At 67.6% G+C, this 26,549-nt stretch carries 24 protein-coding genes and 1 pseudogene; 9 read left to right on the top strand and 16 right to left on the bottom strand.

The window, feature by feature from the left end:
* Window positions 1-57: 57 nt before the first annotated feature.
* The 3 genes from P9K36_RS17330 (at window position 58) to P9K36_RS17320 (ending at window position 2,865) form a co-directional block, all read left to right on the top strand.
* Entirely contained in the window at window positions 58-1,464 is a 1,407-nt protein-coding gene (locus P9K36_RS17330) for a tyrosine-type recombinase/integrase (RefSeq protein ID WP_081948537.1), read from the top strand.
* Window positions 1,461-2,216 (top strand): tyrosine-type recombinase/integrase, encoded by a 756-nt coding sequence (locus tag P9K36_RS17325; protein WP_158713260.1) that lies wholly within the window; start codon window positions 1,461-1,463, stop codon window positions 2,214-2,216. The genes P9K36_RS17330 and P9K36_RS17325 overlap by 4 nt, the downstream gene beginning before the upstream one ends.
* A 328-nt stretch (window positions 2,217-2,544) precedes the next feature.
* Window positions 2,545-2,865, top strand: a complete 321-nt coding sequence (locus tag P9K36_RS17320; protein ID WP_081948535.1) for a DUF6634 family protein — start codon at window positions 2,545-2,547, stop codon at window positions 2,863-2,865.
* A 1,417-nt stretch (window positions 2,866-4,282) separates the two neighbouring features.
* On the opposite strand, the gene P9K36_RS17315 is transcribed toward P9K36_RS17320, so the two are convergent.
* Together P9K36_RS17315 and P9K36_RS17310 are read right to left on the bottom strand one after the other, a co-directional pair.
* Window positions 4,283-4,669: a hypothetical protein gene (locus P9K36_RS17315; protein WP_043378397.1), complete on the bottom strand. Its 387-nt coding sequence runs from the start codon at window positions 4,667-4,669 to the stop codon at window positions 4,283-4,285.
* A gap of 107 nt (window positions 4,670-4,776) precedes the next feature.
* Window positions 4,777-5,322, bottom strand: coding sequence for a peroxidase-related enzyme (locus tag P9K36_RS17310; protein WP_043378394.1), 546 nt, complete (start codon window positions 5,320-5,322; stop codon window positions 4,777-4,779).
* 96 nt (window positions 5,323-5,418) lie between these two features.
* Here P9K36_RS17310 and P9K36_RS17305 point away from each other — a divergent pair, with 96 nt between their 5' ends.
* Entirely contained in the window at window positions 5,419-6,237 is an 819-nt protein-coding gene (locus P9K36_RS17305; protein ID WP_043378391.1) for an AraC family transcriptional regulator, read from the top strand.
* 205 nt (window positions 6,238-6,442) lie between these two features.
* Here the strand turns inward: P9K36_RS17305 and P9K36_RS17300 are convergent, their stop codons facing one another.
* From P9K36_RS17300 to P9K36_RS17255, 10 genes and pseudogenes are all read right to left on the bottom strand, one after another.
* Window positions 6,443-6,997: a GNAT family N-acetyltransferase gene (locus P9K36_RS17300; protein ID WP_051975895.1), complete on the bottom strand. Its 555-nt coding sequence runs from the start codon at window positions 6,995-6,997 to the stop codon at window positions 6,443-6,445.
* A 599-nt stretch (window positions 6,998-7,596) separates the two neighbouring features.
* The gene (locus P9K36_RS17295) at window positions 7,597-8,268 is read right to left on the bottom strand and encodes a helix-turn-helix domain-containing protein (RefSeq protein WP_081948533.1); all 672 of its coding nucleotides are present in this window, start codon (window positions 8,266-8,268) and stop codon (window positions 7,597-7,599) included.
* Window positions 8,269-8,601: 333 nt separating this feature from the next.
* Window positions 8,602-9,102, bottom strand: a complete 501-nt coding sequence (locus P9K36_RS17290) for a hypothetical protein (protein WP_043378388.1) — start codon at window positions 9,100-9,102, stop codon at window positions 8,602-8,604.
* Window positions 9,103-9,303: 201 nt separating this feature from the next.
* Window positions 9,304-10,472, bottom strand: a protein-coding gene (locus P9K36_RS17285; protein ID WP_089231281.1) for an IS3 family transposase whose coding sequence is annotated in 2 segments (ribosomal slippage) — window positions 9,304-10,205 and window positions 10,205-10,472 — 1,170 coding nt in all. Because the reading frame shifts where the segments join, the coding sequence is not laid out codon by codon here.
* A complete protein-coding gene (locus P9K36_RS17280; protein ID WP_043378379.1) occupies window positions 10,441-10,794 on the bottom strand; it encodes an ABC transporter substrate-binding protein in 354 nt (117 codons plus the stop codon). The genes P9K36_RS17285 and P9K36_RS17280 overlap by 32 nt, the downstream gene beginning before the upstream one ends.
* A 53-nt stretch (window positions 10,795-10,847) precedes the next feature.
* Window positions 10,848-11,543, bottom strand: a pseudogene (locus tag P9K36_RS17275) (glutathione binding-like protein).
* Window positions 11,540-12,262: a glutathione S-transferase family protein gene (locus P9K36_RS17270; RefSeq protein ID WP_051975893.1), complete on the bottom strand. Its 723-nt coding sequence runs from the start codon at window positions 12,260-12,262 to the stop codon at window positions 11,540-11,542. Before P9K36_RS17270 ends, P9K36_RS17275 begins: the two are co-directional and overlap by 4 nt.
* Before the next feature lie 22 nt (window positions 12,263-12,284).
* Window positions 12,285-12,860 carry a carboxymuconolactone decarboxylase family protein gene (locus P9K36_RS17265; protein ID WP_043378376.1) on the bottom strand — a complete coding sequence of 192 codons (576 nt, stop codon included), beginning with the start codon at window positions 12,858-12,860 and terminating at the stop codon, window positions 12,285-12,287.
* Window positions 12,861-12,878: 18 nt separating this feature from the next.
* Window positions 12,879-13,811, bottom strand: a complete 933-nt coding sequence (locus P9K36_RS17260; protein ID WP_043378923.1) for a C-terminal binding protein — start codon at window positions 13,809-13,811, stop codon at window positions 12,879-12,881.
* Window positions 13,812-13,813: 2 nt separating this feature from the next.
* Window positions 13,814-14,680, bottom strand: coding sequence for an alpha/beta hydrolase (locus P9K36_RS17255; protein ID WP_043378372.1), 867 nt, complete (start codon window positions 14,678-14,680; stop codon window positions 13,814-13,816).
* Window positions 14,681-14,986: 306 nt separating this feature from the next.
* Between P9K36_RS17255 and P9K36_RS17250 the strand changes: the two genes are divergently transcribed.
* The 3 genes from P9K36_RS17250 to P9K36_RS17240 all read left to right on the top strand — a co-directional run bounded on the left by P9K36_RS17250 (window position 14,987) and on the right by P9K36_RS17240 (window position 18,055).
* On the top strand, window positions 14,987-15,898 hold the full coding sequence (locus tag P9K36_RS17250; protein WP_043378370.1) for a LysR family transcriptional regulator: 912 nt from the start codon (window positions 14,987-14,989) through the stop codon (window positions 15,896-15,898).
* Between the two features lie 1,061 nt (window positions 15,899-16,959).
* On the top strand, window positions 16,960-17,406 hold the full coding sequence (locus P9K36_RS17245) for a chlorite dismutase family protein (protein WP_230365928.1): 447 nt from the start codon (window positions 16,960-16,962) through the stop codon (window positions 17,404-17,406).
* On the top strand, window positions 17,393-18,055 hold the full coding sequence (locus tag P9K36_RS17240) for a sigma-70 family RNA polymerase sigma factor (protein WP_230365905.1): 663 nt from the start codon (window positions 17,393-17,395) through the stop codon (window positions 18,053-18,055). The genes P9K36_RS17245 and P9K36_RS17240 overlap by 14 nt, the downstream gene beginning before the upstream one ends.
* Window positions 18,056-18,316: 261 nt before the next feature.
* Here P9K36_RS17240 and P9K36_RS17235 read toward each other — a convergent pair whose 3' ends face one another.
* Window positions 18,317-18,580, bottom strand: coding sequence for a hypothetical protein (locus tag P9K36_RS17235; protein ID WP_043378358.1), 264 nt, complete (start codon window positions 18,578-18,580; stop codon window positions 18,317-18,319).
* A 232-nt stretch (window positions 18,581-18,812) separates the two neighbouring features.
* Here P9K36_RS17235 and P9K36_RS17230 point away from each other — a divergent pair, with 232 nt between their 5' ends.
* Window positions 18,813-20,750 carry an amylo-alpha-1,6-glucosidase gene (locus tag P9K36_RS17230; protein WP_051975920.1) on the top strand — a complete coding sequence of 646 codons (1,938 nt, stop codon included), beginning with the start codon at window positions 18,813-18,815 and terminating at the stop codon, window positions 20,748-20,750.
* 11 nt (window positions 20,751-20,761) lie between these two features.
* The gene (locus P9K36_RS17225) at window positions 20,762-23,473 is read left to right on the top strand and encodes a glucosidase (protein ID WP_043378355.1); all 2,712 of its coding nucleotides are present in this window, start codon (window positions 20,762-20,764) and stop codon (window positions 23,471-23,473) included.
* Window positions 23,474-23,711: 238 nt separating this feature from the next.
* On the opposite strand, the gene P9K36_RS17220 is transcribed toward P9K36_RS17225, so the two are convergent.
* Genes P9K36_RS17220 through P9K36_RS17210 form a run of 3 tightly spaced genes read right to left on the bottom strand, consistent with a single transcriptional unit; the run spans window position 23,712 to window position 26,483 of the window.
* On the bottom strand, window positions 23,712-24,953 hold the full coding sequence (locus P9K36_RS17220) for a cytochrome P450 (RefSeq protein ID WP_043378352.1): 1,242 nt from the start codon (window positions 24,951-24,953) through the stop codon (window positions 23,712-23,714).
* Window positions 24,946-26,271, bottom strand: a complete 1,326-nt coding sequence (locus tag P9K36_RS17215) for an FAD-dependent oxidoreductase (protein ID WP_043378349.1) — start codon at window positions 26,269-26,271, stop codon at window positions 24,946-24,948. Before P9K36_RS17215 ends, P9K36_RS17220 begins: the two co-directional genes overlap by 8 nt.
* Window positions 26,268-26,483 (bottom strand): ferredoxin, encoded by a 216-nt coding sequence (locus tag P9K36_RS17210; RefSeq protein WP_043378346.1) that lies wholly within the window; start codon window positions 26,481-26,483, stop codon window positions 26,268-26,270. The genes P9K36_RS17215 and P9K36_RS17210 overlap by 4 nt, the downstream gene beginning before the upstream one ends.
* Between the last annotated feature and the right edge of the window lie 66 nt (window positions 26,484-26,549).

The raw sequence follows: 26,549 nt of genomic DNA, 5'->3' as shown, positions 1-26,549 counted from the left end.
ACATCTCGAGAACGACTGCACCTTGATGTTCCGCTGACCGAAGCAAGGGATCGGGCCATGGCTGGAAGAAGGAAACAGGCGGGTGCGCGGCTCTGGTTGCGCAAGCGCGACGAACAGGATTCTTCAACGTGGATGTGGTATATCATCGACGGAAAAAATCAGCTCAGTCTGGGCCTGTTCTGGGATCCGCATGACCCCGACGGTACGAAGGCTGATCTTCTGCTTTCCGAGTACAAGGTGGACAAAGCGAAAGGGCCGCGAACGGCGGCGGCGCCATCCAATGCGGATGAGATTCCCCTCGACGACATCCTCGACCACATGGAGGCGTCCAACCCTGAAAAGGCGGGCGCGACGGATGCAGAGATCCGCAATCGCACGAACCTCCTGTTCTGCATTTCCGAACTTCGAAAATACTGGAGCGGAAAGTACCTGTCCGATGTCACGGCGCAATCCAGTGTTGAATACCGCAACATCAGAACGGGTGTGCGCTGGAAGAATCAGACGAAGGAGTCCGATTCTTCCAAGATCCGCGTAACCGGAACACAGTCGGCTCGCAGAGAGCTCGAGGTTTTGAACTCGGCGATCCAGCGCTATGCGCGCGAGAAGAACCTAACCGCGATCAGACAGGCCGAGCTTCCGCCGAAAGCTCAGCCTAGGGACGAGTGGTTGACCTACGACGAGGTCGCCCGCCTCCTCCTAGCGTGCCGTGGGCGTCGTTGGGATCCCGAGGCGGACGACTGGATTCGCGACGCTCGCGGCCGTCTCGTCATCAAGGATCCCTACACACGGCGCCGACGTGCCGGGATCGCCCGTTTCATATTGCTGGCAGCTTGGACCGGAACACGGCACGACTCGGTGCTCCGATTGCGCTGGAAGAAAAACGACTCGGCCGGATACGTTTCAGGCGATCTGAGGACATTGTTTCGCAGAGGTGATCGCGAGGCCGATACCTCGAAAAGCCGCAATCCTTGCAGAATCCCAACATCGCTTCAGGCACATATACGTCGTTGGCAGGAGAACGACGACAAGCGCGATCTTCTGAACATCGTCCATCAGCAAAATGGTACAGGTTACAATGCGTACATTCAAATAACCTTCAAGCAGATCGTCAAAGACGCCGGACTGGACCCCGAGCGCATCACCCCTCATACTCTCCGGCACACTTGCGCGCACTGGATGAAAAACGAGGGGGTGCCGATCTGGGTTGCGGCGGACTACCTCTCGATGACGGTGGAAACTCTCGAGAACGTCTACGGTTCGCATACGCTCGACTCCCACGAGTTGGTCGTGGACGCATTCGCTCATCGAAAGCGGCAGGTGTCGCCGGACCGCCGGAGCAATGCATCCGCAGCTCCCGTCACATTACGGGTGCCGAGCGACCCCGGCAGATCCAATGGTCGTGGTGACAGATGGACGCGCGATTGGCGCATGTCCAAGCGACCGAACCGGCGACGTACGCCATGATCCCGTCGTTCGCGGCTCTGCCGTTCGACAGGGCGACCGCTCTGGCGCTGATCGATCCTGTCGTCCATGCACGACCGGACGTTCCTCCCTCAGCGCAACGCTGTCTTGCGGCTGCTCTGGCCGTCTCCATAGGAACAGGGGCAGGACCGGACGAGCTATGCGCCGTCCACCCTCACGATCTCGGGACAGAAGCCGGCATCGCGACGATCGTGGTCGGTGCGCGCCGCTCGATCCACGGCCGGGACGCCGCCAGAACGGTTCCGCTGCTCAAGCCCGTCCGGAACGTTCTGGAAGCGTACATGCGCGACCGCCGGAAATATGCGACCGGCGGGAACGGCCTGTTCATGTTGTCGGCGAAGCAACCACTTGGCGCGGCCGATCTCAGGACTGCGATCGCGCGCTGCGCTCGGGACAGGTCGCTCGGAAAGGGTGCGCAGATCCGGTCGGCGCGGCTCACCTTCGCCGCGGCACTCATGCGGGCCCAGGCGACCGAGGATCTCGTCGCCTACCTGACTGCGCGCGGCGGACGGGCCCGACGCTCGAGAGAGGAGTTCTATCTGCGGCAGAGGTCGCCGCACTTCGTACTGCGCCTGCTCAATCGGCATCACGTCTTCGGCGCCCGTTACGACGAAGTCGCAGGTTCGGCGGCGGCTCGGTCGGTCGGCGAAGCTCCGGTATCTCGGTCCGGGGACGATCCGGATTCCGTTCCGGCTCCCGGGCTGTCGACCTGGAAGGTCGGGACTCAACGATGAAAGGCGATCTCCGGCGAGGCGGTCGGTTTCGAAGCCGCCCGGAAGTCCGTGTCGCCGAAGGCGATCGGCAGTCGCACGCCGGGATCCGGCGCTGGCTTCGGACGGGACCGCTCGGTGACGTCGTTCGAGCCGCGATCAAAGGAATCGCGCCCGTGCGAGTTTCGGGCGCGCGCGGGAGGATCGGGGCCCAGTTGCCGCACGATCCGTCCCGACGACGGCCGACGATGGCCGATGTCGCATCGCCGCGTTCGGAGGCGCGATCCTGCCGACCTCGATGCGCTCTGTCGCCCCCCATCCGACCACGGTGTCGGAACGAAGGACATCGATCATGTCGGTCCTGCACAAGGGTCCTGGCCCTTTTCCCGAACTCGCCCGCATCGCTGCCCGCCATCGTCGGTTGGCGGAGGATCTCGAACGCATCGCCGGCGGCCACCATCCCGGTGCCGACGATTTGAGGGATGCGCCACTCCTGATGGAATGGAGGCTTCGCTTGGCTCCCGCGCCACACCTCGTCGGCATCGTGCTCGGTCATCCTGTCATACCGGACGGAGAACTCTGCAGAACCAGCGAACTGTTCACGCTCGAACCGGACTTGGGTTACGCGCGCACGAGGTCGAGGTTCTACAGGCTGGGAGAAAGGGCCAACTGAACTCCGCTAGGCGGCGCGACGATCGTGGCTGCAGGTCGCTCCTGGCCGGTTCTCCTGCCGGCCTTGCCGGCGGCTTCCGGAAGCCGGCTGTTTGCATCTCGGGTCGGACGCCTGGGGATCCCGATTCCCTTCTCCGTGCGGGCCCACGTCGCCTGCGAACGCGTGGGCAGCCCAGCGTGGTCGGCTCGGCCGAGACCGTTGCCGATCGGAAGCCGGACGGCGCCGCGCCCGGCACCCGCCGCCGAATCGCGAATTGCGCGAACGAGGCTCCGGGCACGACGTCCGACGCGAAGTGGCGATTGCTGCCGCATAGAATGGCCGGCGCTTCATGAGGCTTCGATGGTTCCGTCGCGGATGAGATACGGGGAGGCGGCGCACGCTCAGGTTGGGCGCCCCGTCCGATCGGGCCGCATGGGGCTTAAGTGCCGTCGCCCGTCCGCCCGGCCGCGCCACTCCTTCGGATCGCGCGGCCGGACGTCGATCGGACGCGGGCCGAGGTTGCCGGCCCGCGTACGCACGAACGGGGCATCCAATTGCCAAAACCATTGCCAAAACCCATTTTTCGGCTCGGTTCCGCTCTGCGTGATCGCGATCTACCTCATGGGGCCAACCTCGCTCGACTCCGGCGCCGCACATCGCGGCCCCGCCTGGAGCGGCGGTCGAAGTGCGGCCTCCGCTCCTTCCGGTTCCTTCCGGTGCCCTCCCGTGCCACGGTATCGATTGCCTGGCAATGGATTGCCCTGTTCCTTTTGGCCGTCCAGACCTGATGGAACGGTGCACCAAACCCGCCGGCCTCGGCCCGATGCACGATCGCGCAATAGTCTCGGTCGATCGTTCCTTTGTGACGGCCGCGAAGTCTGCCTCCGAACGTACTACCTCAGATTGCGGAGCGCCCGAATGAGGGCGCGAGGTCGGAAGCGGATCGAGTGCCGGAAGTTCGGCATTTAGCTTCGCGTTCGGCGTACCGTCGTCCGATGAAGTTCTCGTGGAAGGGACATGGTGGCTTCCGAGTAAGGTCGCTCTCCGGCGCGGCTACCGGCCGGAAATCAATGCTTGGTATCCGTAGCGAGGGGCTGCTTCCGACCAGGCTTTCGGATGGTCTGATTGCCGGCAATCTGATTGGCGCCGGGACGACCGAGAATGGCCGAAAGCCGCTGATCCGCTTTGCCGTAAGTACGCCGGAGAAGCGGGCAGTCGGGCGCCTGCACCCGCTTGCACGATCGACAGCGGATCCCCGCGGTATGTGCAGCACAAAGACAACGCACCGACGCGCCTCGATGAGCCGCGCGTCCATGGTGGTCGTCATGTCCGGCTCCTCTCCGCCTGCGCATCGGCCTAACCCACCGGAGGATGATCCAGGCGAATGAAATGGCGGCCGAGCCTGCGTCCAGCCGCCTCAGGACTGGTCATCCGGAGCTCAAGCGTCGGCGAGAACCGGAGCGCGGTCCTCGGTCTCGGGCGCGTTCAGGACGAACGTCACCAGCAGCACCGCCGCGCCATTCGCCCAGTAGTAGATCGCGTCGAGGCCCTCGAAGCCAAGCACGAACGGCGCGACGATGAAGGTGGCGCCGACCAAGCGATCGACCGCCACATGCAGCCAGTAGGGCAGCACGCGGATGACGCCGGTCTTGTGGTCAGTGAGGAAGGTCAGCGCGAAAGCGGCGACGCCAGTCGCGACCGACAGCCACAGCGCCAGCGGGTTGGTCTTGCCCAGTCCCAGCAGGAACGGGGTGATTATCAGGCTCAGCGCCACCGGATAGTCGAGGTAAGCGTGGACGGTCTTGGTGACGAAACGGAAGTTCATGACACTCTCCTGTTGGCTTTGCGAACGCTCGTCATGGCGAGGCCGCAGTTGATGGACGTCGAGGGAGTCGGACGCGGCGGCTAGTAAGACGCCGCGTCCGCCGTGGGTCAGGCCGCCAGCGCGACGTCGACCTTGGGGAAGTCGATGTCGGTCAGCGCGACGTTGTTGGTGAAGTTGGTGAGGACATTGATCGCCACATTGGCGATCACCTCGACGAGCCGGCCATCGTCGAGGCCGGCCGAACGGGCGGCGGCGATGTCGGCGTCGCTCACGTGGCCCTTCGCCTCCGCCACGCGCTGGGCGAAGGCGGCGACCGCGTTGTCGAGCGCGTCCTGCGCCTTGCCGTGGCGGGCGGCATGGACGCCTTCGGGCGTCAGGCCCGCGCCCTTGCCCATCAGCGTGTGGGCGGACAGGCAGTAGTGGCAGCCGTTGGCCTGTGCGACGGCAAGCGCGATGATCTCGCGCTGCTTGGCCGTCAGCGCGCCCTTGGCGAGCGCGTCGGAGAAGCCGAGATAGCCGTTCAGCACGGCGGGCGACTGCGCGAAGGTGGTGAACAGGTTCGGCACCATGCCGATCTTGGCCTTCACGGCCGAGAGCGTCGCCTGGACTTCGGCGGCGGCATGGGCGGTGTCGATGGGAGCGATACGGGGCATCGGCGAGATCCTCGTCTTGGTTTGTGCGGCTTGCACGCCCGCTCTATGCCGAACGACGCGGTAGCGTAGGTCCCGAGAACGTTGCCGATCGTCCCGATGGATCACCTCGCCGCCCTCTTCGCCCACGCCACGCCCACCGCGCGGACCTTCTTCACGGGCAACCTATGCCAGGCGGTAGAATTCGCCGAAGGCGGCCATCTGCACTTCCTCAACGCCGGCACGCTGACGCTCGCGCAACGTGGCGAGCCCGACCTTATGCTCTCAGAGCCGACGCTGCTGTTCTTCCCGCGCAGCCGCACCCACCGCTTTCTCGTCGACCCCGAGCGTGGCGCCGACCTTGCCTGCGCTGCCGTCGACCTCGGCGGCGAAGCGGGTAGCCCGATCGGCGAGGGGCTGCCGGCGTTCGTGGTGCTGCCGCTCGCCAGCCATCCCGCGCTCGGGCCGACCTGCGACCTGATCGTCGACGAGGCCTTCGCGGAGGGCGACGGCCGGCAGACGGCGCTCGACCGGCTGTTCGATTACCTGCTGATACTGATCGTGCGGCACGTGGTGAGGAGCGGTCTCGTCGACGGCGGCGTCCTCGCGGGGCTCGCCGACACCCGGCTGGCGCGTGCGCTCACCGCGCTGCACGAGGCGCCGGGCAAGCCTTGGTCGCTCGAGAACCTCGCCGAGGTGGCCGGCATGTCGCGCACCCGTTTCGCGGAGCGCTTCCGCGTCGTTGTCGGCCGGACACCGATCGACTATCTCACGCTCTGGCGGATGACAGTGGCGCGCCAGCGCCTCGCCAAGGGCAAGTCTGTCAAGAGCGTGGCCGCGGAGGTCGGCTACGACAGCCCCGCTGCGTTTTCGCGGGTGTTCTCCCGCATCGTCGGGCACTCACCGCGCGAACAACAGGACAGCGCATCTCCTGAGTAAGCCTGCTTTGATGCATCCGCCCTCCGGGAGCGGTCGGGCGGAAATCCACCCGTCCAAGGCGTTCAGCTACCCCTTGACGTCAGCAGGAGCTGGCCGATTCGGTCCGCCCGCTTCGGAGAAGGGCCGCCGGAACAGCGAACGCTCCGCTTCCGACCCAAGTCAGGCGAACACGCCGCCGCCCATTGAGCGCCGTTGCGTCTGAGGGTCAGCCCGCCCGCGTGATCGGCCGGGCGAAACGTTGCTCCAGCACCTCTACCCCCCATTGCTGTCCGGGCCGCTCCTCTACAAGCCGGAAGCCGTGCGACTCGTACAGGTGACGGGCGGCATGTAGGCCCTGGAACGTCCAAAGGTGGACGGCGTCGAAGGCCCGCAGCTCGCAGAAGCCCACAGCGGCGGTCAACAGCCTTCTGCCGACGCCGCCACCGCGCAATCCGTCATCGACGATGAACCAGCGCAGATGCGCGATGCCCGCGCCGATGTCCTCGCCGTCGATGGCCACCGTGCCGACGATCTGCCCCCGGCGAACCGCGAGCCAGAGGCCGTTGCAGGGATGATCGAGTCGATCTGCGAAATCGGCCAGACCTGCGGCGATGCGTGCCTCGAACGCGCGTCCGAACCCCGCAATCCTCGCGTAGTGCTGGGCGTGCATCTCCGTGCAGCGCGCGAGAGCACCGCTCTGGTAGCCGGCCACGAGGGTCACTTCGGGCGGATGCGTCGAGACCTCGGGCGCCCCATCCGTCTGTCGCAGATCGTGCGTCATCGTTCAGCTTAGTCCCCCGGGCGGTGCGCCGACATCATGTTATCCAACCCTCGCCATTCCTGGTCTGGAGTCCTCCGCGACCCGACCGATCCGCCTGTCATGGGTGAAGGCATCCGATGAACGAACAACCGCGCCGGCGCTTCTCGGCGGTCTCCCGAGCCTGCGGGCTGGATCGTCCAATAACGCCGTGCTCTTGGCTGTGGCCCAACCAGGCGATCACGGCTTGAGCCGCCGGGCGCCGGCAGATCGATCGAGATTGCGGCGCAAGAAGCGGGATGCGCGACCCCGTGGACGCGGTGCAGACCGGATGGCCTTCCGCGACTGAACCGTCCCGCCAAGTCCACTTCCGTGAACCGCAGCATGACCGCGTCCGAGCAGACGATTCTGCTCGCCCTATCCGTACGTTGGGGCGGATCGTTCTTCCTCACGCGCGTCGCGCTCTCGGTGCTGCCGCCGACGACCCGCTCCGCCCGAGGCGGGAACCTCCGGCCGAGCCGTTGCGGAGAACGGCGGCTGCGCCTTTCTCGTATGCCATCGTGAACCCCGATCGTTGCTGTGGCTGCATTCTCCGGGACCTGGTCGCGCAATGCCGGTGCTGCTCAGCCGCGCGTCCTGGCCTGCTCGCCGAATCGGGGCGATGCCGTCATCCGGGGGAAGGCGCGCTCGACGATGTCACCCACGCGGTCGGGCGCGCAGATCGGTCCGAGCACCTCACGATAGAGCGGATCGGAGATCACCGTGGCCGACCCGACCAGGGTCGCCACGAACTGGAACATCAGGAGGTCGAGGTCCACCTCGACCATCCATCCTGCGGCCTGCGCCTGCCGCAAAGTTGCCCTCTGCTTCTCGGCGAACCGCATCATCTTGGCCTTAAGGCCCGGGCTCGCGCATCGGACGACCTCCGGGTTCCGGACCGCGTTGTAGTGTGCGGGGTGTTCGTTGGCCCATTGCAGATAGGCGCTGGCGAGCGAGCGAAGCTGTTCGACCGGATCACCGCCCGATGCGGCCATCGCCGACTCAGTCGCCGCGATCAGCCTGTCCACGCCGTCCTCCGCCAGCGCGGCGAGGAGGTCCGTCCGGGTCTGGAAGTGTCTGCCGGGTGCAGCGTGCGAGACGCCGAGGTCGCGGGCGAGCGCCCGCAGACTCAGCGCCTCGATTCCCTCCGCACCTATCACCTCGGCCGCCCGTTCGAGCAGCGCATCGCGCAGGTTACCGTGATGGTAACGCCGCGCGCCGGATGGGCAGCAGGATTCGCGATCCAATGTTGACACAGCCTACAAAGGCTCCCAGTTGTGTGTTGTCGCTGACAACATAGCGGGTCGCGGCGCCGTGGCAATGATCCGAGGAGATCATCGTGTCGTCCCTTCCTCAAAGCACCGAAGTCCTTATCTGCGGCGCCGGCCCCGTTGGCCTCACGCTCGCTCTCGGCCTCGCGAAGAGGGGGCGTCAGGAGCATCGTCGTCGATCAGAAGCGGGAGCTGGACACTCACTCCCGCGCAATCGCGCTGTTTCCACGGACGCTGGAAATCTTTCGGTCGCTCGGCGTGGTCGAGGATTTGATCGTCAGCGGCGAGCAGTCGTCCCACCTCCGGCTGCGCCGCGCGTCAGACCGCAAGACCCTCATCGACTTCGACTTCGGAACCTACGACCCGATCACGCAGTGTAACTACTTGCTCGCCATCCCTCAGAACCGCACGGAGCGCGTCCTCTTCGAGCACGCCCAGCGCAACGACAGGATCGAGCTGCGTATGGGATGCTCGTTCGTTCGATTCGAGGACGATGAGGCCGGCGGGTGCGTGCATGTTCGTCTTCGCGAAGGGGAAGGCGTCGAGAGCGTCGTCGAGGCGCGATTCCTCGTGGGGGCGGACGGTTCCCACAGCAGCGTTCGGCAGCAGCTCGGCTGGGAGTTGCAGGGTAAGACCTACGCGACTCGAGCCGTCCTTGCCGATGTCGAGGTGAGCGAGGAGGCGGACACCGCGGACGGGTGGCTCGCCGAGCCCGATCGCCCGTCGCTCCTTATGTCGATCCGGTATGCGCCGCGGATATGGCGCTTGATCGAGCAGGGCATTCCCGACACGCTGACGGACGCCGAGCTCGCCGATCACGCGCGAGAGCTGACAGAGGTTCTGTTCGGCGAGGGGGCCTGGCGGAAGACGGTGTGGACCTCGGCCTACCGCAAGCACGAGCGCGTGGCGCCTCATTTCCGGAGCGGGCGCGTGCTGCTGGCGGGGGACGCCGCGCACCTCAACAGCCCGGCCGGCGGGCAAGGTCTGAACACGGGCATCCGCGATTGGACTTGCTTCAGTTTAGTGGAGAGCGGTGTGGTGGGCGATGCCCCTTTCGAATTGGGTGGGGCTGGTGAAGCCGAGCGCCGAGTGACGGCGTCGGGGATTGTAGAAGCCATCGATGTAACGGGCCAGCGCGTCGATGGCCTCGGCTCGCGTCTGGAAGGCGGTGCGCCAGACCAGTTCGCTCTTCAGCGTCTTGAAGAACGTCTCGACCATCGCGTTGTCAAAGCAATTCCCCTTGCCAGACATCGAAATCACGATGCCATGTCCTCGTAGTTCCGCCTGATACTCATTCGCACAGTACTGACTGCCGCGGTCGGAATGATGCAGCAAACCTGGTCCGGGCTGCCGGACGACGAGGGCACGTCGCAGCGCAGTCAGCGCGAGCTCCTTGTGAAGACGGTCGCCCACCGCCCAGCCCACGACCCGTCGAGAGTACAGGTCGAGGACCACCGCCAGGTACAGCCAGCCCTCCCGCGTCCAGATGTAGGAGATGTCGCTCCCCCACTTCCGATCCGGCCCAGCCGCCGTGAAGTCCTGGTCGAGGTGGTTGGGCGCGATCGGGAAGGCGTGGCCGCTGTCCGTCGTGCGTCGGAAGCGGCGCGGCTGGCGGGCCTTGAGCCCGTTCTCCCGCATCAGCCGGGCCACGCGTCGCCGGCCTGCCGCCAAGCCCTGCTCGCGCAACTCATGCGTCATGCGCGGGCTGCCATACGTCTCGTGCGAGAGCGTGAAGGCGGAGCGAACATGGGCAAGCAGCACGAGGTCCTCGCGCTGCCGTGCCGAAGCCGGACGATTCTTCCAGGCAAAGTAGCCGCTCGGACTGACGTCGAGGACCTTGCACAGGCGCGCGACCGGGAAGTCCTTCTTCGCCGCGTCGACGAGGCGGAACCTCATCGACTTCCCTCTTTGGCGAAAAAAGCCGTGGCCCGCTTCAGGATCTCCCGCTCCTGGCGCAGCACCTCGTTCTCGCGGCGCAGGCGCTTGAGCTCGGCGGCCATGTCCTCCTGCCGTTCCGCCGGCGGGTGGTCCATCTCCCGCTCACGTCGGCCGTCGATCCAGTTGCGCAGCGTCGAGAGCCCGACGCCTAGATCGGCGGCGACTTCCCGGCGGGACCGCCCGCTCGTCTGCGCCAGTCGCACCGCCTCGGCACGAAACTCAGGGGTAAAGGTTTGCTTCCGGTCTGACATCGGAACCCTCCTCCTTCAGGAAAAGAGCTCTCCACTTTTGCGAGGCAAGTCCAATGTCGGGCTTGTTCTGGTGGTCGGCGCCGACGATCCGGATGGCGACCCCGGGCAACAGCGCCGCCGCCTCCTCCGCGGTCATGCGGGCGGCCAGCTCCGAGCCCGCGCCCGACTTGTCCGCGTAGACGCTCGATCGGTCGCCGAGCACACCGATCTTGACGACGCCGTCGGAGAAGGCCTCCGCGGCCGGAGCACCGGTCGGGACGAGGGCCGCCGCGAGCGCGCGGAACGCGGCGGCGCGGCCGCGCGCGCCGAACCGTCCGGTCATGGTCGTCCTCCCCGTGTCGTGACGCTCGGGCTTCGGAAGCGTGGTCGCGGCGCTCAGCCGCCGCGGCGTCCCTGGCCGAACAGGATGGCCTTCGACTCCTCGGTGACGGTCGGAGTCGAGTTGACGGCCTTACCGGCCGCGTAGGCGCGCTGCACGGAGGGGCGCACCGCCAGGGCATCGAGCCAACGGCGGACGTTCGGGTACTCCTCGATCCGCTGACCCTGCCGTTCCCACAGCAGGCATCACGGGTAGGCCGCCATGTCGGCGATGCCGTATGCGTCGCCTACGATGAAGGGGCGATCGGCCAATCGCTCGTCGAGGACCCCGTAGAGGCGCGACGTCTCCTTGACGTAGCGTTCTATCGCATAGGGAATGCGCTCGGGCGCGTAGTGGCTGAAATGGTGATTCTGGCCGAGCATGGGGCCGAGCCCGCCCATCTGCCACATCAGCCATTCCAGCGTGGTCTTGCGGCTGCGCCGGTCGTCGGGCATCAGGCCGCCGAGCTTCTCGGCGAGGTAGATCAGGATCGCGCCGGACTCGAAGACCGGAACGGGCTCGCCGCCGTCGGCCGGCGCGTGATCGACGATGGCCGGCATGCGGCCGTTCGGGGAGATGCGCAGAAAGTCGGGTTCGAACTGCCGGCCCTCGCTGATGTTGACCGGCACGATCCGGTAGGCCGCTCCAGCCTCCTCCAGCGCCAGCAGGATCTTGTAGCCGTTCGGGGTCGTCCAGAAATGCACGTCGATCATGGCGGAGAATCCGATCCTTCGTTGGAGAGGTGGGCGCGAGCCGCCCTCGCAGCCAGGCCGTCGAAGAGGGCGAGCGACCGGTCGCGCCAGGCCGCGACCGGGTCGTCCGCCGCCAGGAGTCCGCGCGGCGACGAGCATCGAGCCCACTGGAACGCGGCGAATACGATGTAGTCGGCAAAGTTCGGGCGCTCGCCCCCCAGGAAGGGTTGCGACCGGATGGTCGCGCGGAGCGGCTCGAGGGAGGCCCGGAAGGCGGGCAGGGCCTGATCGGCGCCCGCCGCGACCGCCTCGAGCGTCGCCCCGAACCGCGCCTCCCGCGTGCGCCTGAAGTATTCTTGGTCGCGCTCGTGCAGGATGGTCCAGACGTCCAGCACGATCTGGCGCCCGATCCCGGGAATCACGACCCCGTCGCACCAGTTCCTGACGAACACGATCCCGGCTCGGGCCTCGCGCGGACCCAGCAGGGACGGCCGGTCGGGATACTTGGCGTCGAGATGACAGGCGATCGACCAGGAATCGACGATCACCGCGCCTTCGTCCACTAGGACGGGAACGCGATCCTGGCCCGAGAAGGCGATGGTCGCCTTGTCGGTGAAGCGCCACGGCACCGTGTCAGCCGAGAGGCCCTTGTGCGCAAGCGCCAGACGCACGCGCCAGACGAACGGACTGAACCGGACGCGCTCGTCGGCCGCCGCGAGATCGTAGAGCTTCAGCGCCATCGGACCCGTTCCACCGCGCCATTCAGGCCGCGTCGGCCTGCTGGACGGGTTCGGGCTTGCTCCACGCGTAGGCCTCGAACGCCGCGTCGAGGGGCGTGGCCGCGACGTGATCGATGTCGTTGCCGAGCACCTCGTACCCGATGGCGACGATCGCCTCGATCAGGTTCTCCCGCGTGTAGCCCGCCGCTTCGAAGCGATCGAGCTCGGCCTGCCCGACTTGGCCGCGAGTCCGGGTCATGGCGGCGGCGAAGCTGCGCAGCGTCTCGAGCTTCGGGTCGGCCAGCGGGTCGCCGTGGCGCAGCGCGGACAGGATTGCCCCGGGAATCCTCTCGCGCGTGGCGATCGGCGAGTGCACCGCCATGCAGTGATGGCACTCGTTCTCGTAGTCGATCGCCCGCAGGACGATCTGGCGTTCGAGCACGGACAGGGTGCGCCTGGCAAAGGTCGCGCCGGTCTGCCGATAGATTTCGTACATAACCGGCGACTCGGCCATGATCCCGTGCAGGTTCGGCAGGAAGCCGTAGCGCTCGAGCGAGTCGGCCGCGATCGGCTTCGACCGCTCGGGCGCGGTCCCGGGGGTGTGGATGGTCAGGTCCATGACGGTGCCTTCCTGCGATCAGTGGACGGGATTGAGGGCTGGCTCGCCGCGCAGCGCCGGGGCCACCTCCTCGGCGGTGCGCCTCTGGAGATCGACCAGCGATTCCTCCGAGTAGAAGGCGAGGTGCGGCGTCACGATGAGGTTGGGAACGGTCCCGATCCAAGTCTCCGCCGTCGGCGGCTCGGTCTCGAGGACATCAAGCGCGGCGCCGCCTAATCGCCCCGATGCCAGCGCCGCGCACACTGCGGGAAGGTCGACGAGGCCGCCGCGGGAGGTGTTGACGAGGAGGGCCCCGGGCTTCAGCCGCGCCAAGCTCTCGGCGTTGACGACGTGGTGCGTCTCGGCCTCCAGCGGCACGTGGAGCGAGAGGATGTCGGCCGCCTCCCAGGCCTCGTCGCGTTCGACGCGGCGGGCCCCCAGCCCCGCGATCGGGTCCTGAGGGACGAACGGGTCGCACACGAGGATGTCCAGGCCCAGGGCGCGCGCGATGCGCCCGAACCCGAGCAGGACGAGCGTGCGTCCGCGGAGGCGGTGGAGAGGCGCGACGGCGGCCACGTTCCACACGCCCGCGCGGGTCTGGTCGATCCCGCGGACCAGCCCGCGGGCGAGCGCCAGCATCAGCGCCAGGGTGTGATCGGCGACTTCTTCGATGCAGTAGTCCGGGACATTGGTCACCCGGATGCCCTTGTCCCGCGTCGTGGGCAGCGGGATCGTGTCCACGCCGATGCCGTAGCGCGCGATGATCGCGCAGCGCTCCAGTTGCTGGACGAGGGTCGGCGGAAGCCTCGCGTAGCAGTTCAGCAGAGCGTCGGCATCGCGGCAGACCTCCAGCAGAGCTTGCGGGTCCGTGGACGGCGCGACGACCAGATCGGCCAAGCCGTCGAGGATTGCGCGTTCGGGCTCCAGGTTCGGGAATACGTGGTCGGTGACGACGACCTTCCGCCTTGTCATGGTCAGCCCCGCCACGGCTCGAGAATGGCAAGGAGTTCCGCGTTGACGCGGTCGGGCCGCTCCTCTGGAGGCAGGTGCCCGCATTGCGGAATGGCGACGCCGCGCACGTCTCCGGCCATGCCCTGCCACACGGCCAGGACGTCGAAGGTCCGGCCCACGAGGTCGAAGTCGGCGCCCCAGATCGCGAGGGTCGGGCACGCGATCAGCCGGTCGGCGTCGGCCTCGTCCTGCGCGAGGTCGACCGGTCCTGCCCGGTAGTCCGCGAAGGCGCCGCGGAAGGCGCCGGGCCGAGAATAGGCGCGGACGTACTCCGCCACCGCCTCCTCGCCGATCGCACCCGGCGCGTAGGACCAGCTATCGAAGAAGTGCCGCAGGAACATCTCCTCGCGCCCTGCGACCAGCGCCTCCGGAAGATGCGGCACCTGCTGGAAGTAGAAGAACCAATAGAGCTTGGCGAGCCGCGCGTCCGTGGCCTGGAAGACCACGCGCGTCGGTATGTTGTCGATCACGACGAGGCGGTCGATGGCCTCCGGGTAGTCCTTGGCGAACCGTGTCGCGACACGGGCGCCGCGGTCGTGACCGACGAGGGCGGCACGCCCGATGCCGCAATGCGCCATCAGGGCCCGGACGTCTCCCGCCATCGACCGCTTGTCGTATCCCGTATCGGGCTTGTCGGTCGCGCCATAGCCGCGCAGATCCGGAGCGATGATTCGATACCGCTCGGCCAGGACGGGCCACTGATGGCGCCGCGCGAAATGCGTCTCCGGATAGCCGTGCAGAAGCAGCACGGCCGGGCCCGCACCCGCGTCGAGGTAGTGCATCCGGATGCCGTTGACCTGGGCCGTATGGTGCCGTGCATCCGGAGTCATGAGGGTCTCCCCTTTGCAACCAGCGTGCGGACAACCGGGAGTCGTGAGAAGAGGTGACGCGGGAATAGGATCTATACGCGACCTGTATGAGTACGTGCTGGAAGATCCTGGGCGCTCGTGGCGACGGGGACCGTGGCGACGGGGACCGTGGCGGCGCGAGCGAGCGGCGCGTGCCGAAGGATGCGTCGGTCTCGCGGGCGTCGTCGCCCGCCGGAATCCACCGCCTCGATCGGCAGTCATCGGTGACCGGTCCGCCGCGGTCGGCTACGGGGTGTCGGAGCTCCGGACGATACGGGGACGGTATGGATGAACGACCTGATCACGGCCATGCGGACCTACGTGCGGGTCGTGGAGGCCGGCAGCTTCACCGCCGTGGCGGCCGAGCTCTGTACCACCCAGCCGACGATCAGCCGGCAAGTGGCTTCGCTGGAACAGCATCTCGGCACGCGGCTCATCACCCGCACGACCCGCGCGCTCGCCGTGACGGAGGACGGTCGCGTCTTCTACGAACACGCCCTGCGGTCGCTCGAGACGCTGGCCGAGGCCGAAGCCGCGGTCGGCAGGCGCAAGGGCCGGCCGTCCGGAACGCTGCGACTCACCGTGCCGGTCGTGTTCGGGCGTCTGCACGTCGTGCCGCGCCTTGCGCTGTTCGCGGAGCGCTACCCGGACATCCGCGTCGATCTCATCATGAACGACGCCTTCTCCGACCTGGTCGAGGAGGCGATCGACCTCGCGATCCGGGTCGGCGAGATCACCGATCCGGGCCTCGTCGCGAAACGGATCGGGATCACGCGGCGCGTCACGGTCGCCGCCCCGGCCTATCTCGCGAAATGCGGCGAACCCACGTGCCCGGGCGACCTCGCCGCCCATGACTGCATCGTCTACACGCGTCTCGTCGCCGGCCACCGCTGGTCGTTCACGAGCCCGGATGGACCCGTCTCAGTCGACGTCGCGGGTCGTTTCCGGGTCAACAATTCGGAAGGGGTGCGCGAGGGCGTCATCGCGGGCCTCGGCATCGGCGTCGTGCCGATCTGGGCGTTCCGCGACGAGATCGAGACGGGACGGGTGAAGATCATCCTCCCCGCTCACCGGCCGATGCCGTTGCCGATGCAGGCCGTCTACCCGTCGCGCCGGTTCGTTCCGCTCAAGGTGCGGGCAGCCATCGACTACCTGAGAAGAGAATTTCTGCAGGACGCACGGATCTCTGGCGCCGGTTGAGAGCGTTCGAAGGGCTTGGCCTTACCTCGGCTCGAAGGGAAAGTTTCCGCAACTGGTCGATCATCGGTCGTTTGAATGAGCGACGAGAGTCGGGATGTCGTACAAGTGCCCGACTCGCGGATCCACGCGTTTGCGGCGGTCCTCGTCGTGTGCACGGTCGGGGACCATGCCGATGGCCGATTCGCGAGGACGTATCCGCGGAAGGCCGATGAGCGGGTCGTCGACCGATCTTTCGACGCCGGCGTCTTCGCGAACCTTCCACCGTCGATCCTACGGAACGGGACCAGGATCGCGGTGGTCGAAGTCTGCGTCGACGGGCGGAGCGAGCGCGCGGACCTTAGCCGATCCGATAAGCCATGACCTGATGCGCTCCCTTCATGGGCGCGTACGGCCCGGTGCGTCCCATCCGGCGTTGCACCGGGTGACGAGCCCACGAGTTTCTTGGCTATCCGGATTGCGGTGTGGAATGCATCAGGTGCTCCTATCGGTCTCCCGGCTGTTTCACCCCCTCAAGCAGCCCACTCGGCCGGGTGACAAGTCCCGGTCGAGGGCGCAGTCCCAGACGACGCGCCGCGTACACTGCCCGCCTCGCCGCAGGCAAGGGCCCGATCATCGCCGCTGCGGATCGGCACGAAACACAGGATCTGGCCCACCCGATAGAAATGGTGCCTCGACAAATGAAACCTTCTCCGACCTATCCTTCTCGCCACGTTCTTGCCGACACGAACGCGGCGTTTGATATTCGTCGGAGATGGAACACACCTTTGCTCAACGTGGAGGGTTTGCATCAGCGGCCCTATGAAGCGTCAACTGCACGAGATCTCACGGTCTCCGAAAATCCTCGTCCTTCAGGGCGGGGAAGATGTTGACTGCCTTCGACTGTGTAACGCGGCGAGCCTTGCAAGCGAAGCGGCCTTTACCGAGAGGATGGCGGAATGATCGACCTGATCGAGTTCGCGGGTGGCGATGCAGGCCCTTGGCGGGTGACGCGCGCGGAGTCGCCGCTTGGGGAGCGTCTGCCCAGCGCAACCCGCCTTTCCGTCAGCCTTCCGATCGGCAACATGGGACAGCGGACCGGTCCTTCGACCGGCACGATCTGGCGCTTGCGCGGGGTGGTGAGCAATCTGCGCTATACAACCAGCAACGAGGCGCAGCGGCTACGCGCCGTGCAGCCACCTCTCGATCGACCTTCGGCGACGCGGGCCGCCCTGATCCCGATCAGGAAGTCGGCGCGCTGGTGGGAGCTGGCTCAGGACGAGCGCCGGGCGATCTTCGAGGAAACCTCGCACCACACGAGCATCGGCCTCGGCTACCTGCCGGCGATCGCACGGCGACTCCACCACAGTCGTGACCTCGGCGAGCCGTTCGATTTCCTGACGTGGTTCGAGTTCCCGCCGGAGCACGAGGTAGCCTTCGAGGCGCTCGTCGCAGCGCTACGCGCTACCCGCGAGTGGACCTTCGTCGAGCGCGAGGTCGACATCAGGTTGACCCGTGATGCGCCAGGCTGATCCGGTGATGACGGCCGATCTGGAACCGAGCGACGACCTGCTGCTTCCGCGGCTTCGGCTCGGCGAGGAGGCCGCTTTCCGGATCCTCGTGCGGCGCTATCACGTGCGGCTCGTGGCGATCGCCCGTGGCGCACACCTGACGCGGGAGGCGGCGGAGGAGGCGGTGCAGGAGGCCTGGATCGCGGTGATGCGCAACATCGCGGGATTCGAGGCGCGCTCGTCGCTGCGCACGTGGCTGACCGGGATCGTCCTGAACATCGCGCGCAAGGCCTCGGTCTCCGCCAGGCGCACCGCGACCTTCGCGGAACTCACGCCACGGCATGACGAGGACGAGGGATCCGGTTTCGACGCCGATGCCTTCCTCGCCGACGGCCACTGGCGTGAGGCGCCCTGGCACTGGAGCGAGATCGACTTGGAGCGCGGGCTCGCGGGGCGGCAGGTCTGGCAAGCGGTCGAGGCGGCCATCGCCGCTCTGCCGCCGGACGAGGCCGCCGTGATCCGGCATCGCGACATCGAGGGTTTCGGCCCGCGCGAGACGGAGGAGTTGCTCGGCCTCGGCGAGGCGCGTCAGCGCGTGCTGCTCGATCGAGCGAGGCTGAAGATCCGACGGGTGTTCGAGGCGTTGACCCGCGACGCGGCGCGAGCGTGACGAGCGGAACGGGCGAGGATGATCGGATGCGGTGTCGAGAGGCGGCGGAGCAGGCAGGCGCGTTCGTGGACGCGGAGGTGTCCGGACGCGTTCGATGGCGCATCCGGCTTCATCTCGCGACCTGCAGGAATTGCCGGCGTTTCGTGCGGCAGATCGCGCTCACGCGCGACGCTCTCGGCCGGCTCCCGCCTCCGCCCCTCGACGCCGCCCGCGAGGACGAACTCGTGGCGGCCCTGCGGGAGGCATCGCGGTGAGCGCCGGTCAGCAACCGGTACAGATCGAGGTCGCGATCAGGTTGTGCAGAGCGCGACTCTTCCGGTCGAGCGCCGCGGTGGTCCCACTGCGCCCGTCGAGGGCCGAGCCCCCCGGCTTCGTCGTACCGTTCGACGTCACTTGGCGGAACAGCGCCTGTGGCATCGTCGATGCCGAGCCGACCGCGGCCGGCAAATGGTCGACCGGCGCGGCACTGACCGGGAACGCAGCGAAGGTGATGAGAGCGATGGCGGCGAAAGCGGGGCGGGTCATGATCTTTGTCCCTACGTGGTTTGGAGCGGGAAGCGTTCAGACGAAGGCGACGACCATCAGGCTGAAGAAGGCCGCGATCGCGCCGACGATCGGAGGAAGGGCGCGGGCTGGATCGAACATCGAGGTTCTCCGCGGCGCGTCGATCGCGCCATGATCCTGAGTGCCTGCAGGAGGCCGGATCCGCGTGCGGCTGCGCACGCCGGATGCCGCGCGGACGGAGCGGGACACCGGGATGCCTGACGCGATACCCCTGCCGGGCGAGGCGTTCGAGTGGCTGGAGGCCGACGGGCTCGGCGGTTTCGCCTCGGGCACCGTTTCGGGCGTCCGGACACGCCGCTACCACGCGCTCCTGCTCACGGCGGCGAATCCGCCGACCGGGCGGACGGTGCTCGTCAACGGCATCGAGGCCTGGATCGAGACCGCGGCCGGACACACCGATCTCAGCGCCCAGCGCTACCTGCCGGACGTGATCCATCCGCGCGGTTTTGAGCGAATTACGAGCTTCACTCACGAGCCCTGGCCGTCATGGACATTCGGCCTGCCGGATGGCACCGAGATCACCCAGGAGATCTTGGTTGATCCCGATGCCTGCGACACGCTGCTGCGATGGCGGCGGATCTCAGGCGCTGGTCCTTGCACGCTCGTCGTCGTCCCGCTGCTCTCGGGACGGGACTATCACAGCCTGCAAACCGCAAATCCCGCTTTCGACTTCAAGCCACAAATCGGCGGCGCGGAGACCGGAACCTGCGTCACGTGGCATCCCTATCCGGATCGACCGGCGATCTCCGCCCTGACCACGGGCACCTATCGACATGAACCGGACTGGTATCGCCAGTTCCTCTACGCGGCGGAGCGGGCGCGGGGACTCGACTGCGTCGAGGATCTCGCCGCGCCCGGCAGCTTTCGCTTCGATCTCGCGGGGCCCGAGCCCGGGCTGATGCTGCTACGCGCTGGCGAGAGCGGGCCGGTCCGCGTCCGAGCCTTGGCTGACCGGATGATCGCCGCGGCGCGCGCGACGCGGGCCGGTCCGGATCTTCGCCGAAGTGCCCTGAGCTACCGGGTTGATCGAGGACGGGGCAGTACCCTGGTGGCAGGCTTCCCCTGGTTTACGGATTGGGGGCGTGACACCTTCATCGCGCTGCGCGGCCTGCTGCTGGCGACCGGCGAACTCGACACCGCGGAGAGCATCCTCAGAGCCTGGGCGGGCGTCGTCAGCGAGGGCATGATGCCCAACCGTTTCCCGGATTCCGGCGAGGTACCGGAATACAATTCCGTCGACGCCTCGCTCTGGTACGTGGTCAGCGTGTACGACTTCTTGGCAGCCTGCAGGCTGGTTGGGCGCTCCGTCCAGTCCGAGCCAGCTCTGCGTACAGCCTGCCTCGCGATCCTCGATGGCTACGCTGCCGGTACCCGTTTCGGCATCCGGGCCGATGCGGATGGTCTGATCGCGGCCGGTCAGCCCGGATGGCAACTCACGTGGATGGACGCCAAGGTCGGCGATTGGGTGGTCACGCCCCGTATCGGCAAGCCGGTCGAGATCCAGGCCCTCTGGATCAACGCCCTCCACATCGCGGCGACGCTGTGGGAGCCGCGCTTCTCCGAGGCCGAGACCGCGGCGCGAGCGAGCTTCGCGCAGAAATTTCCAAACCCGGTGGGTGGCTTATTCGACGTCGTCGATGTCGACCACGTCCCCGGCACGCACGATGCGGCGGTGCGTCCGAACCAGATCTTCTGCGTCGGCGGTCTCCCGTTTCCGCTCCTGACTGGGGAGCTCGCCAAATCCGTCGTCGATGCGGTCGAGCACAGGCTTCTGACGCCGCTCGGCCTGCGCACCCTGTCGCCGGACGATCCCGCCTATGCCGGTCATTACGGGGGCGACGCGCGGACGCGAGACGGTGCGTACCACCAGGGCACGGTCTGGCCCTGGCTGCTCGGTCCCTTCGTCGACGCGTGGCTCTCGGTCCGCGGCCGCAGCGAGGCGGCCCTGACGGAGGGGCGGGCTCGCTTTCTGCCGCCGCTGGAGCAGCACCTCGGCGAGGCCGGCCTCGGTCATGTCAGCGAAGTCGCCGACGGCGATGCGCCCTATCGACCCGGCGGCTGCCCGTTCCAGGCCTGGTCGCTTGGCGAATATATCCGCCTGCGCCGGATGCTCGGCCTCAAAGCGTTCTGAGGGAGACCGCAATGCCTGAGGGCCCGAACGCATCCCACCTGTTCGAGACCGAGGAAGGACGCCGTCTTCGGGCCTGTGCCGCGGACGGGTGGCACCGCTGGGGACCGTATCTCGCCGAGCGGCAATGGGGGACGGTCCGCGAGGATTACAGCCGGGACGGCACCGCCTGGGACTACCTGCCCCATGATCACGCGCGCTCGCGGGCCTACCGCTGGGGCGAGGACGGCATCGCCGGGTTCAGCGACGACAAGCAGCTCTGGTGTCTCGCGCTGGCCCTCTGGAACGGGCGGGACCCAATCCTCAAGGAGCGGATGTTCGGCTTGACCAACGAGGAGGGCAACCACGGCGAAGACATGAAGGAACTCTACTGGCTCCTCGACGGCACGCCGACGCACTCGTACATGCGGATGCTCTACAGGTACCCGCACGCGGCGTTTCCCTACGCCGAGCTCGTGGCCGAGAACCGACGGCGCAAGGGCCGCGACATGCCCGAGTACGAGCTCGCCGACACCGGTGTACTGGCGGAGAACCGCTGCTTCGACGTCACGGTCGAGTACGCCAAGGCCGCCCCCGACGACGTGCTGATGCGGGTCTCGGTCGTCAATCGCGGGCCGGAAGCGGCCGAAATCCACGTCCTGCCCCATCTGTGGTCGCGCAACACGTGGTCGTGGCGCGAGGATCCGAAGCGGCCGCTCCTCCGGCTCGTCGAGGGGCCAAGCGTCGAGGCGACCCGCGCCGCGGGTCCCTGTCGGCTGTTCAGGGCCCTACAGCCGGCCGAGTTCCTGTTCTGCGAGAACGAGACCAACACTGCTCGCCTGTTCGGCGTGAGCGGATCGTACCACCCCAAGGACGCGATCAACGACGATGTGGTGGCGGGAACCCGCACGCGGGTGAACCCGCTCCACGAGGGCACCAAGTGCGCGGCGCTGAGCCGCCACACGCTGATGGCCGGCGAGACGATCGTCTTGCGCTACCGGTTGTCCCCGGCCGACGCGCCGGGTCTCGACGACGCGGGTTTCGAGGCGGTGTTCGCGCGTCGGGTCGCGGAGGCCGACGCCTTCTACGCCGCCCTTCAACGCGACATGACGGACCCCGACGCACGCCTCGTCCAGCGCCAGGCCCTGGCCGGCATGCTCTGGTCGAAGCAATTCTACCACTTCGACGTGCGCCGCTGGCTGATGGGCGATCCGACGCAGCCGGAGCCCCCAGCGGAGCGGCGACACGGACGCGACAGCGAGTGGGCGCACCTCAACAACGCCGACATCGTCTCGATGCCCGACACCTGGGAATACCCCTGGTACGCGGCCTGGGACCTCGCCTTCCACTGCGTGACCTTCGCGCTGATTGACCCAGAATTCGCCAAGGGCCAACTCGTGCTGCTGACGCGCGAGTGGTACATGCACCCCAACGGCCAGCTGCCGGCCTACGAGTGGGCCTTCGGCGACGTGAACCCGCCGGTTCATGCCTGGGCGGCGTTGCGCGTCTACCAGATGGACGCCGCGCTCACCGGGCGACCCGACCGGACATTCCTGGAGCGGGTGTTCCACAAGCTGATGCTGAACTTCACCTGGTGGGTGAACCGGAAGGACGCGGACGGGCGCAACGTCTTCCAGGGCGGCTTCCTCGGACTGGATAACATCGGCATCTTCGACCGCTCGGCGCCGCTGCCCACCGGCGGCACCATCGACCAGGCCGACGGCACCGCCTGGATGGCGATGTACACGCTCAACCTGATGCGGATCGCCCTTGAACTGGCCGCCGAGGACCCGGTCTACGAGGACATCGCGACCAAGTTCTTCGAGCACTTCCTCTACATTGCCGAGGCGATGACCGACATCGGCGGCAGCGGGGTCGGCCTCTGGGATGAGGCGGATGAATTCTTCTACGACGTGCTGAACCTGCCCGACGGCAAGATGCTGCCGTTGCGCGTCCGCTCGCTGGTCGGGTTGATCCCGCTTTGCGCCGTCGAGGTGCTCGACATTTCCTTGCGCGACCGATTCCCCGGCTTCGCGCGCCGGGCCGAGTGGATGCTGCGTAACCGTCCCGACCTCGCCGCCTTGGTCTCGCACTGGAGCCAAGGCGAGGGTGAGGGACCGCCGCCCGGCCCGGGCGGCGACCGGATGCTGCTCTCGCTGCTGCGCCGGCACCGCATGAAGGCGCTTCTGGCGCGGATGCTCGACGAGACCGAGCTCTTCTCCGACCACGGTATTCGCTCTCTGTCGAAGGCGCATGCCGAGCACCCGTTCGTTCTCGATTGGAGCGGTGCCCGCTACTCCGTCGACTACGAACCAGCGGAATCGACGACCGCCACGTTCGGGGGCAACTCGAATTGGCGCGGTCCGGTCTGGATGCCGATTAACATCCTCCTCATCGAGGCGCTCGACCGCTTCGGGACGTTCTATGGCGACGACACCCGCTTCGAGTGCCCGACCGGCTCCGGCCGTTATCTCAGCCTGCCCGAGATCGCCGACGAGTTGAGCGAGCGCCTCTGCAGGCTATTCCTGCGCGGGCCAGATGGACGCCGGCCGGTGCTCGCCTCCTATGGCGCTCTCGCCGACGATCCGCATGTGTGCGACTGCATCCCGTTTCACGAGTACTTCCACGGCGATACCGGCGCAGGGCTCGGCGCGATGCATCAGACGGGCTGGACAGGCCTCGTAGCACTGCTCCTGAGGCCCGGGCGCCTCACCGCACTGCCGATCACCCGCGCCATCCCGTCCTGACGATCGGGCCCCCCGGCTCCGGTGTCTTATCCTGCGGGGGAGACACCGCGTCGCTGAAGTCGTCCATCGCCGGCTGGTTCGGCGCGCAGATGAAGGAGGACCGCTCCCGGCTCCTCGATCCAGACGTAACGACGAGCAGCATCCAGACCGACGCAAGTCCAGAGCTGACGTACCCCGCTCCGCAAGACGACCGCGCTTGGCTCTCGCCATCGTCTCATAACCGTTCGCGCCTGTAGGATCACGCGATCCCCGCTATGGCGATGCCGAGGTGCTGTGGACCGCGGAGGGAAGCGCCCGGTCGGTAAGGCGGCGGGTCGTCCAGGAGCCTCGGTGCGATGAGGCGCCGGCAGAGCGTGACAAGGGCGATCTCGGCCTCGATCCGCGCGAGGGGCGCGCCCACGCAGTAATGGAGGCCACCGCCGAACCCGAAATGCTGGTTGTCCGTCCGGTCCGGATCGAACCGGTCCGGTTGCTCGAACCGCGCCGGGTCGCGGTTTCCGGCCGCAAAGAGCAGCACCACCGACGATCCCGGCGGGATCGTCGTTCCCGCCACCGCGATGGCGCCGAGCGCCTTGCGGGTGCGGAAATGGACGGGGGGCTCGTAGCGCAGCATCTCCTCGATCACGCGGGGTGCCCGCTCGGGGTCGGCCTTCAGCTTTCGCAGCTCCTCCGGATGCCTGAGCAGTGTGAGCATGCTGTTGGTGATGAGATTCACCGTCGTCTCGTGACCCGCGACGAGGAGCAGGATCGCCGTCGAGATCAGGTCTATGTCGCCCATGGCCGCGCTGCCCCGGCCACCGTGGGCGGCGAGCCCGCTGAGCATGTCGTCGGCCGGATGGCGGCGCTTCTCGCGGATCAGCCGACGCATGTAGTCGGAGATCGCGTCGAAGGTTGCGGCGATCTCCCGCCGCCCCGCCTCGTCGTGGCGCACGTCGGGCTCCAGGGCCGTCGCGAGGCGGATCGCCCAGACGTGGAATTGCGCCTCATCGGCCTCGGGCACGCCGAGCAGCTCGCAGATGACGGCCACCGGCAGCGGATAGGACAGGTCCTCCACCAAGCAGACAGTGTCGCGGCCGTGGCACTTGTCGATCAGGGCATCCACGAGCTTCGCAACCTTGGCGTGAGATTCCCGCACCCGGGCGATCGTGAACTCCTTCATCACGAAACCGCGCAGGGTGTCGTGGTCGGGCGGATCGCGGAAGATCAGCGGGCGATGGCCGTTGACCACCCGATTCCGGATCGGGTTGAGGATCCAGTCCTTCAGAGGGTTGCCCGTTCTGGGTCGCCGCGAGGGCGGCAGGTCTTCCGAGCTCAGCCGGGGATCGAAAATCAGGCTCTTCAGCGCGGCATGGGTGCTGACGACGTAGCTGCCGTCCGCCTGCCGGGACACGGGCGTCTCGCGCAAGCGCGCGTAGAGGGGATAGGGGTTCGCCCTGTTTCTCGGATCGAGAACCTGCGCGAACAGCGTCTCGTCAGGCATGGGCCGTCTCCAGAGCCGTAACCGATCGGCCGGAGGATCGCCGCGGGCTGGGAAAGCCGGGCTCCAGGGTCTCGATCCGCGGCTGGTCGGTGGCGCCGAGGATCGGCGGGAAGGCCGCCCCGTCAGCCACGGCCTCGGCATAGGCGGGAAGCCAGCGTGCCTGATCGAAGGAGAGGGCCGCGACGGTTCGCCCGGCCCGGCCATAGACGGCGAGGAACCGGTGCGAGGCCCGCGATCCCTGGACGATCGCGAGCGCCTCCGCCCCCTCGGTCAGGCCGGCGAGCTTGATGTTGAGACCGAACTGGCTCGACCAGAAGGAAGGCACGTGCTGGTATTCGACCTGGCCCGTGGGCGGAGCAAGCATGTTCGCCGCCGCGTGCCGGGCCTGGTCCACCGCGTTGCCCCAATGCTCGACGGTCACCAAGCGGCCGCCGGTGAGTGGGTTCGGCCAGCGCGCGACATCGCCGGCCGCGTAGATGGCGGGATCGGGCTCCCCCGTCGTGGTCAGGGCGCGGCAGGCCGCGTCGCAGGTCAGGCCTCCCGGGTCGGCGACGAGGGCGGCCGCGGCGAGCCAACCCGTGTCGCGCGTCGCGCCGAGGGCGACGATGACGAGATCCGTCGCGATGTCCGCGCCACCCGCCAAGTGGGCGCGGCGGACTTGTCCATCCTCGCCGGAGAAGGCCACCACCTTGACGTTCGGGCGGAGGTCCACTCCGGAAGCCCGCATCCGCCCGGCGAGTGTGGCCCCGATCACCGTCCCGAGGAGGCGGGCGAGCGGCGTCGGGTTGGGATCGACGAGCGTCACCGCCAGGCCGAGATCGCGGCAGCAGGAGGCGGCCTCGCAGCCGATCAGGCCGGCGCCGACGATGAGGACGCGGCTCGGCCGCAGCGCCAGCGCGCTCCGCAGGGAGCGGGCATCCTCCAGGGTCCGGATCGTGAAGATCCCGGCGAGATCGGCGCCTTCTCCGGGCCATGGCCGCGCCCTGGCGCCGGTGGCGATCAGGAGCGTCTCGTAGGGAAGCGTCGCGCCGTCGGCGAGGCGCACCACCCGGCGGTCCCGGTCCAGGGCGACGGCCGGCAGGCCGAGCCGCCACTGCGCGCGCAGACGGGTGAGTTGCGGAAGTGCGGTCGCGTCGGGGTGAAGCTCGCCCGCCAGGACGTGCTTGGACAGAGGCGGCCGGTCGTAGGGCCGGTGCGGCTCGTCCCCGACCAGGGTCAGAGGGCCGTCATAGCCGCCGTCCCGCAACGCCTCCGCGCCCCGCAGGCCGGCGAGGGAGGCGCCTACCACGACGATGCCCGGTCGCTGCCCGTCCGTCACGGCTCGTCACCCTCGGCGAGTCCGGCGGGCTCGATCGCGATGGCCCGGACGGGGCAGGCCTGCTGCGCCCGCTCGACCTGCGACCTCTTCGCCTCGGGCGGCGCCGGATCGTAGAACAGGATCTCGTGACCGCGCACCTCGAAATGCTCAGGGGCGGCGTAGCAGCACTGCGCGTAGCTCTGGCAGCGGTTGAGATCGACCACGACACGCATTCAGGGGCTCCGAAGAGATGTGCGGATGACCGGTCGGTCGGGATCTGCGCCTGCCCGAACATCGGA

This window comes from Methylobacterium sp. 391_Methyba4 (assembly GCF_029691625.1).
Taxonomy (GTDB): domain Bacteria; phylum Pseudomonadota; class Alphaproteobacteria; order Rhizobiales; family Beijerinckiaceae; genus Methylobacterium; species Methylobacterium fujisawaense.
This window is presented reverse-complemented; position numbering and strand designations above follow the sequence as displayed.

Coding starts and splice junctions, on each gene's coding strand:
- P9K36_RS17330 (WP_081948537.1), top strand. CDS start 58: ATGGCTGGAAGAAGGAAACAGGCGGGTGCGCGGCTCTGGTTGCGCAAG.
- P9K36_RS17325 (WP_158713260.1), top strand. CDS start 1,461: ATGATCCCGTCGTTCGCGGCTCTGCCGTTCGACAGGGCGACCGCTCTG.
- P9K36_RS17320 (WP_081948535.1), top strand. CDS start 2,545: ATGTCGGTCCTGCACAAGGGTCCTGGCCCTTTTCCCGAACTCGCCCGC.
- P9K36_RS17315 (WP_043378397.1), bottom strand. CDS start 4,669: ATGAACTTCCGTTTCGTCACCAAGACCGTCCACGCTTACCTCGACTAT.
- P9K36_RS17310 (WP_043378394.1), bottom strand. CDS start 5,322: ATGCCCCGTATCGCTCCCATCGACACCGCCCATGCCGCCGCCGAAGTC.
- P9K36_RS17305 (WP_043378391.1), top strand. CDS start 5,419: ATGGATCACCTCGCCGCCCTCTTCGCCCACGCCACGCCCACCGCGCGG.
- P9K36_RS17300 (WP_051975895.1), bottom strand. CDS start 6,997: ATGACGCACGATCTGCGACAGACGGATGGGGCGCCCGAGGTCTCGACG.
- P9K36_RS17280 (WP_043378379.1), bottom strand. CDS start 10,794: ATGACCGGACGGTTCGGCGCGCGCGGCCGCGCCGCCGCGTTCCGCGCG.
- P9K36_RS17270 (WP_051975893.1), bottom strand. CDS start 12,262: ATGGCGCTGAAGCTCTACGATCTCGCGGCGGCCGACGAGCGCGTCCGG.
- P9K36_RS17265 (WP_043378376.1), bottom strand. CDS start 12,860: ATGGACCTGACCATCCACACCCCCGGGACCGCGCCCGAGCGGTCGAAG.
- P9K36_RS17260 (WP_043378923.1), bottom strand. CDS start 13,811: ATGACAAGGCGGAAGGTCGTCGTCACCGACCACGTATTCCCGAACCTG.
- P9K36_RS17255 (WP_043378372.1), bottom strand. CDS start 14,680: ATGACTCCGGATGCACGGCACCATACGGCCCAGGTCAACGGCATCCGG.
- P9K36_RS17250 (WP_043378370.1), top strand. CDS start 14,987: ATGAACGACCTGATCACGGCCATGCGGACCTACGTGCGGGTCGTGGAG.
- P9K36_RS17245 (WP_230365928.1), top strand. CDS start 16,960: ATGGGACAGCGGACCGGTCCTTCGACCGGCACGATCTGGCGCTTGCGC.
- P9K36_RS17240 (WP_230365905.1), top strand. CDS start 17,393: ATGCGCCAGGCTGATCCGGTGATGACGGCCGATCTGGAACCGAGCGAC.
- P9K36_RS17235 (WP_043378358.1), bottom strand. CDS start 18,580: ATGACCCGCCCCGCTTTCGCCGCCATCGCTCTCATCACCTTCGCTGCG.
- P9K36_RS17230 (WP_051975920.1), top strand. CDS start 18,813: ATGCCTGACGCGATACCCCTGCCGGGCGAGGCGTTCGAGTGGCTGGAG.
- P9K36_RS17225 (WP_043378355.1), top strand. CDS start 20,762: ATGCCTGAGGGCCCGAACGCATCCCACCTGTTCGAGACCGAGGAAGGA.
- P9K36_RS17220 (WP_043378352.1), bottom strand. CDS start 24,953: ATGCCTGACGAGACGCTGTTCGCGCAGGTTCTCGATCCGAGAAACAGG.
- P9K36_RS17210 (WP_043378346.1), bottom strand. CDS start 26,483: ATGCGTGTCGTGGTCGATCTCAACCGCTGCCAGAGCTACGCGCAGTGC.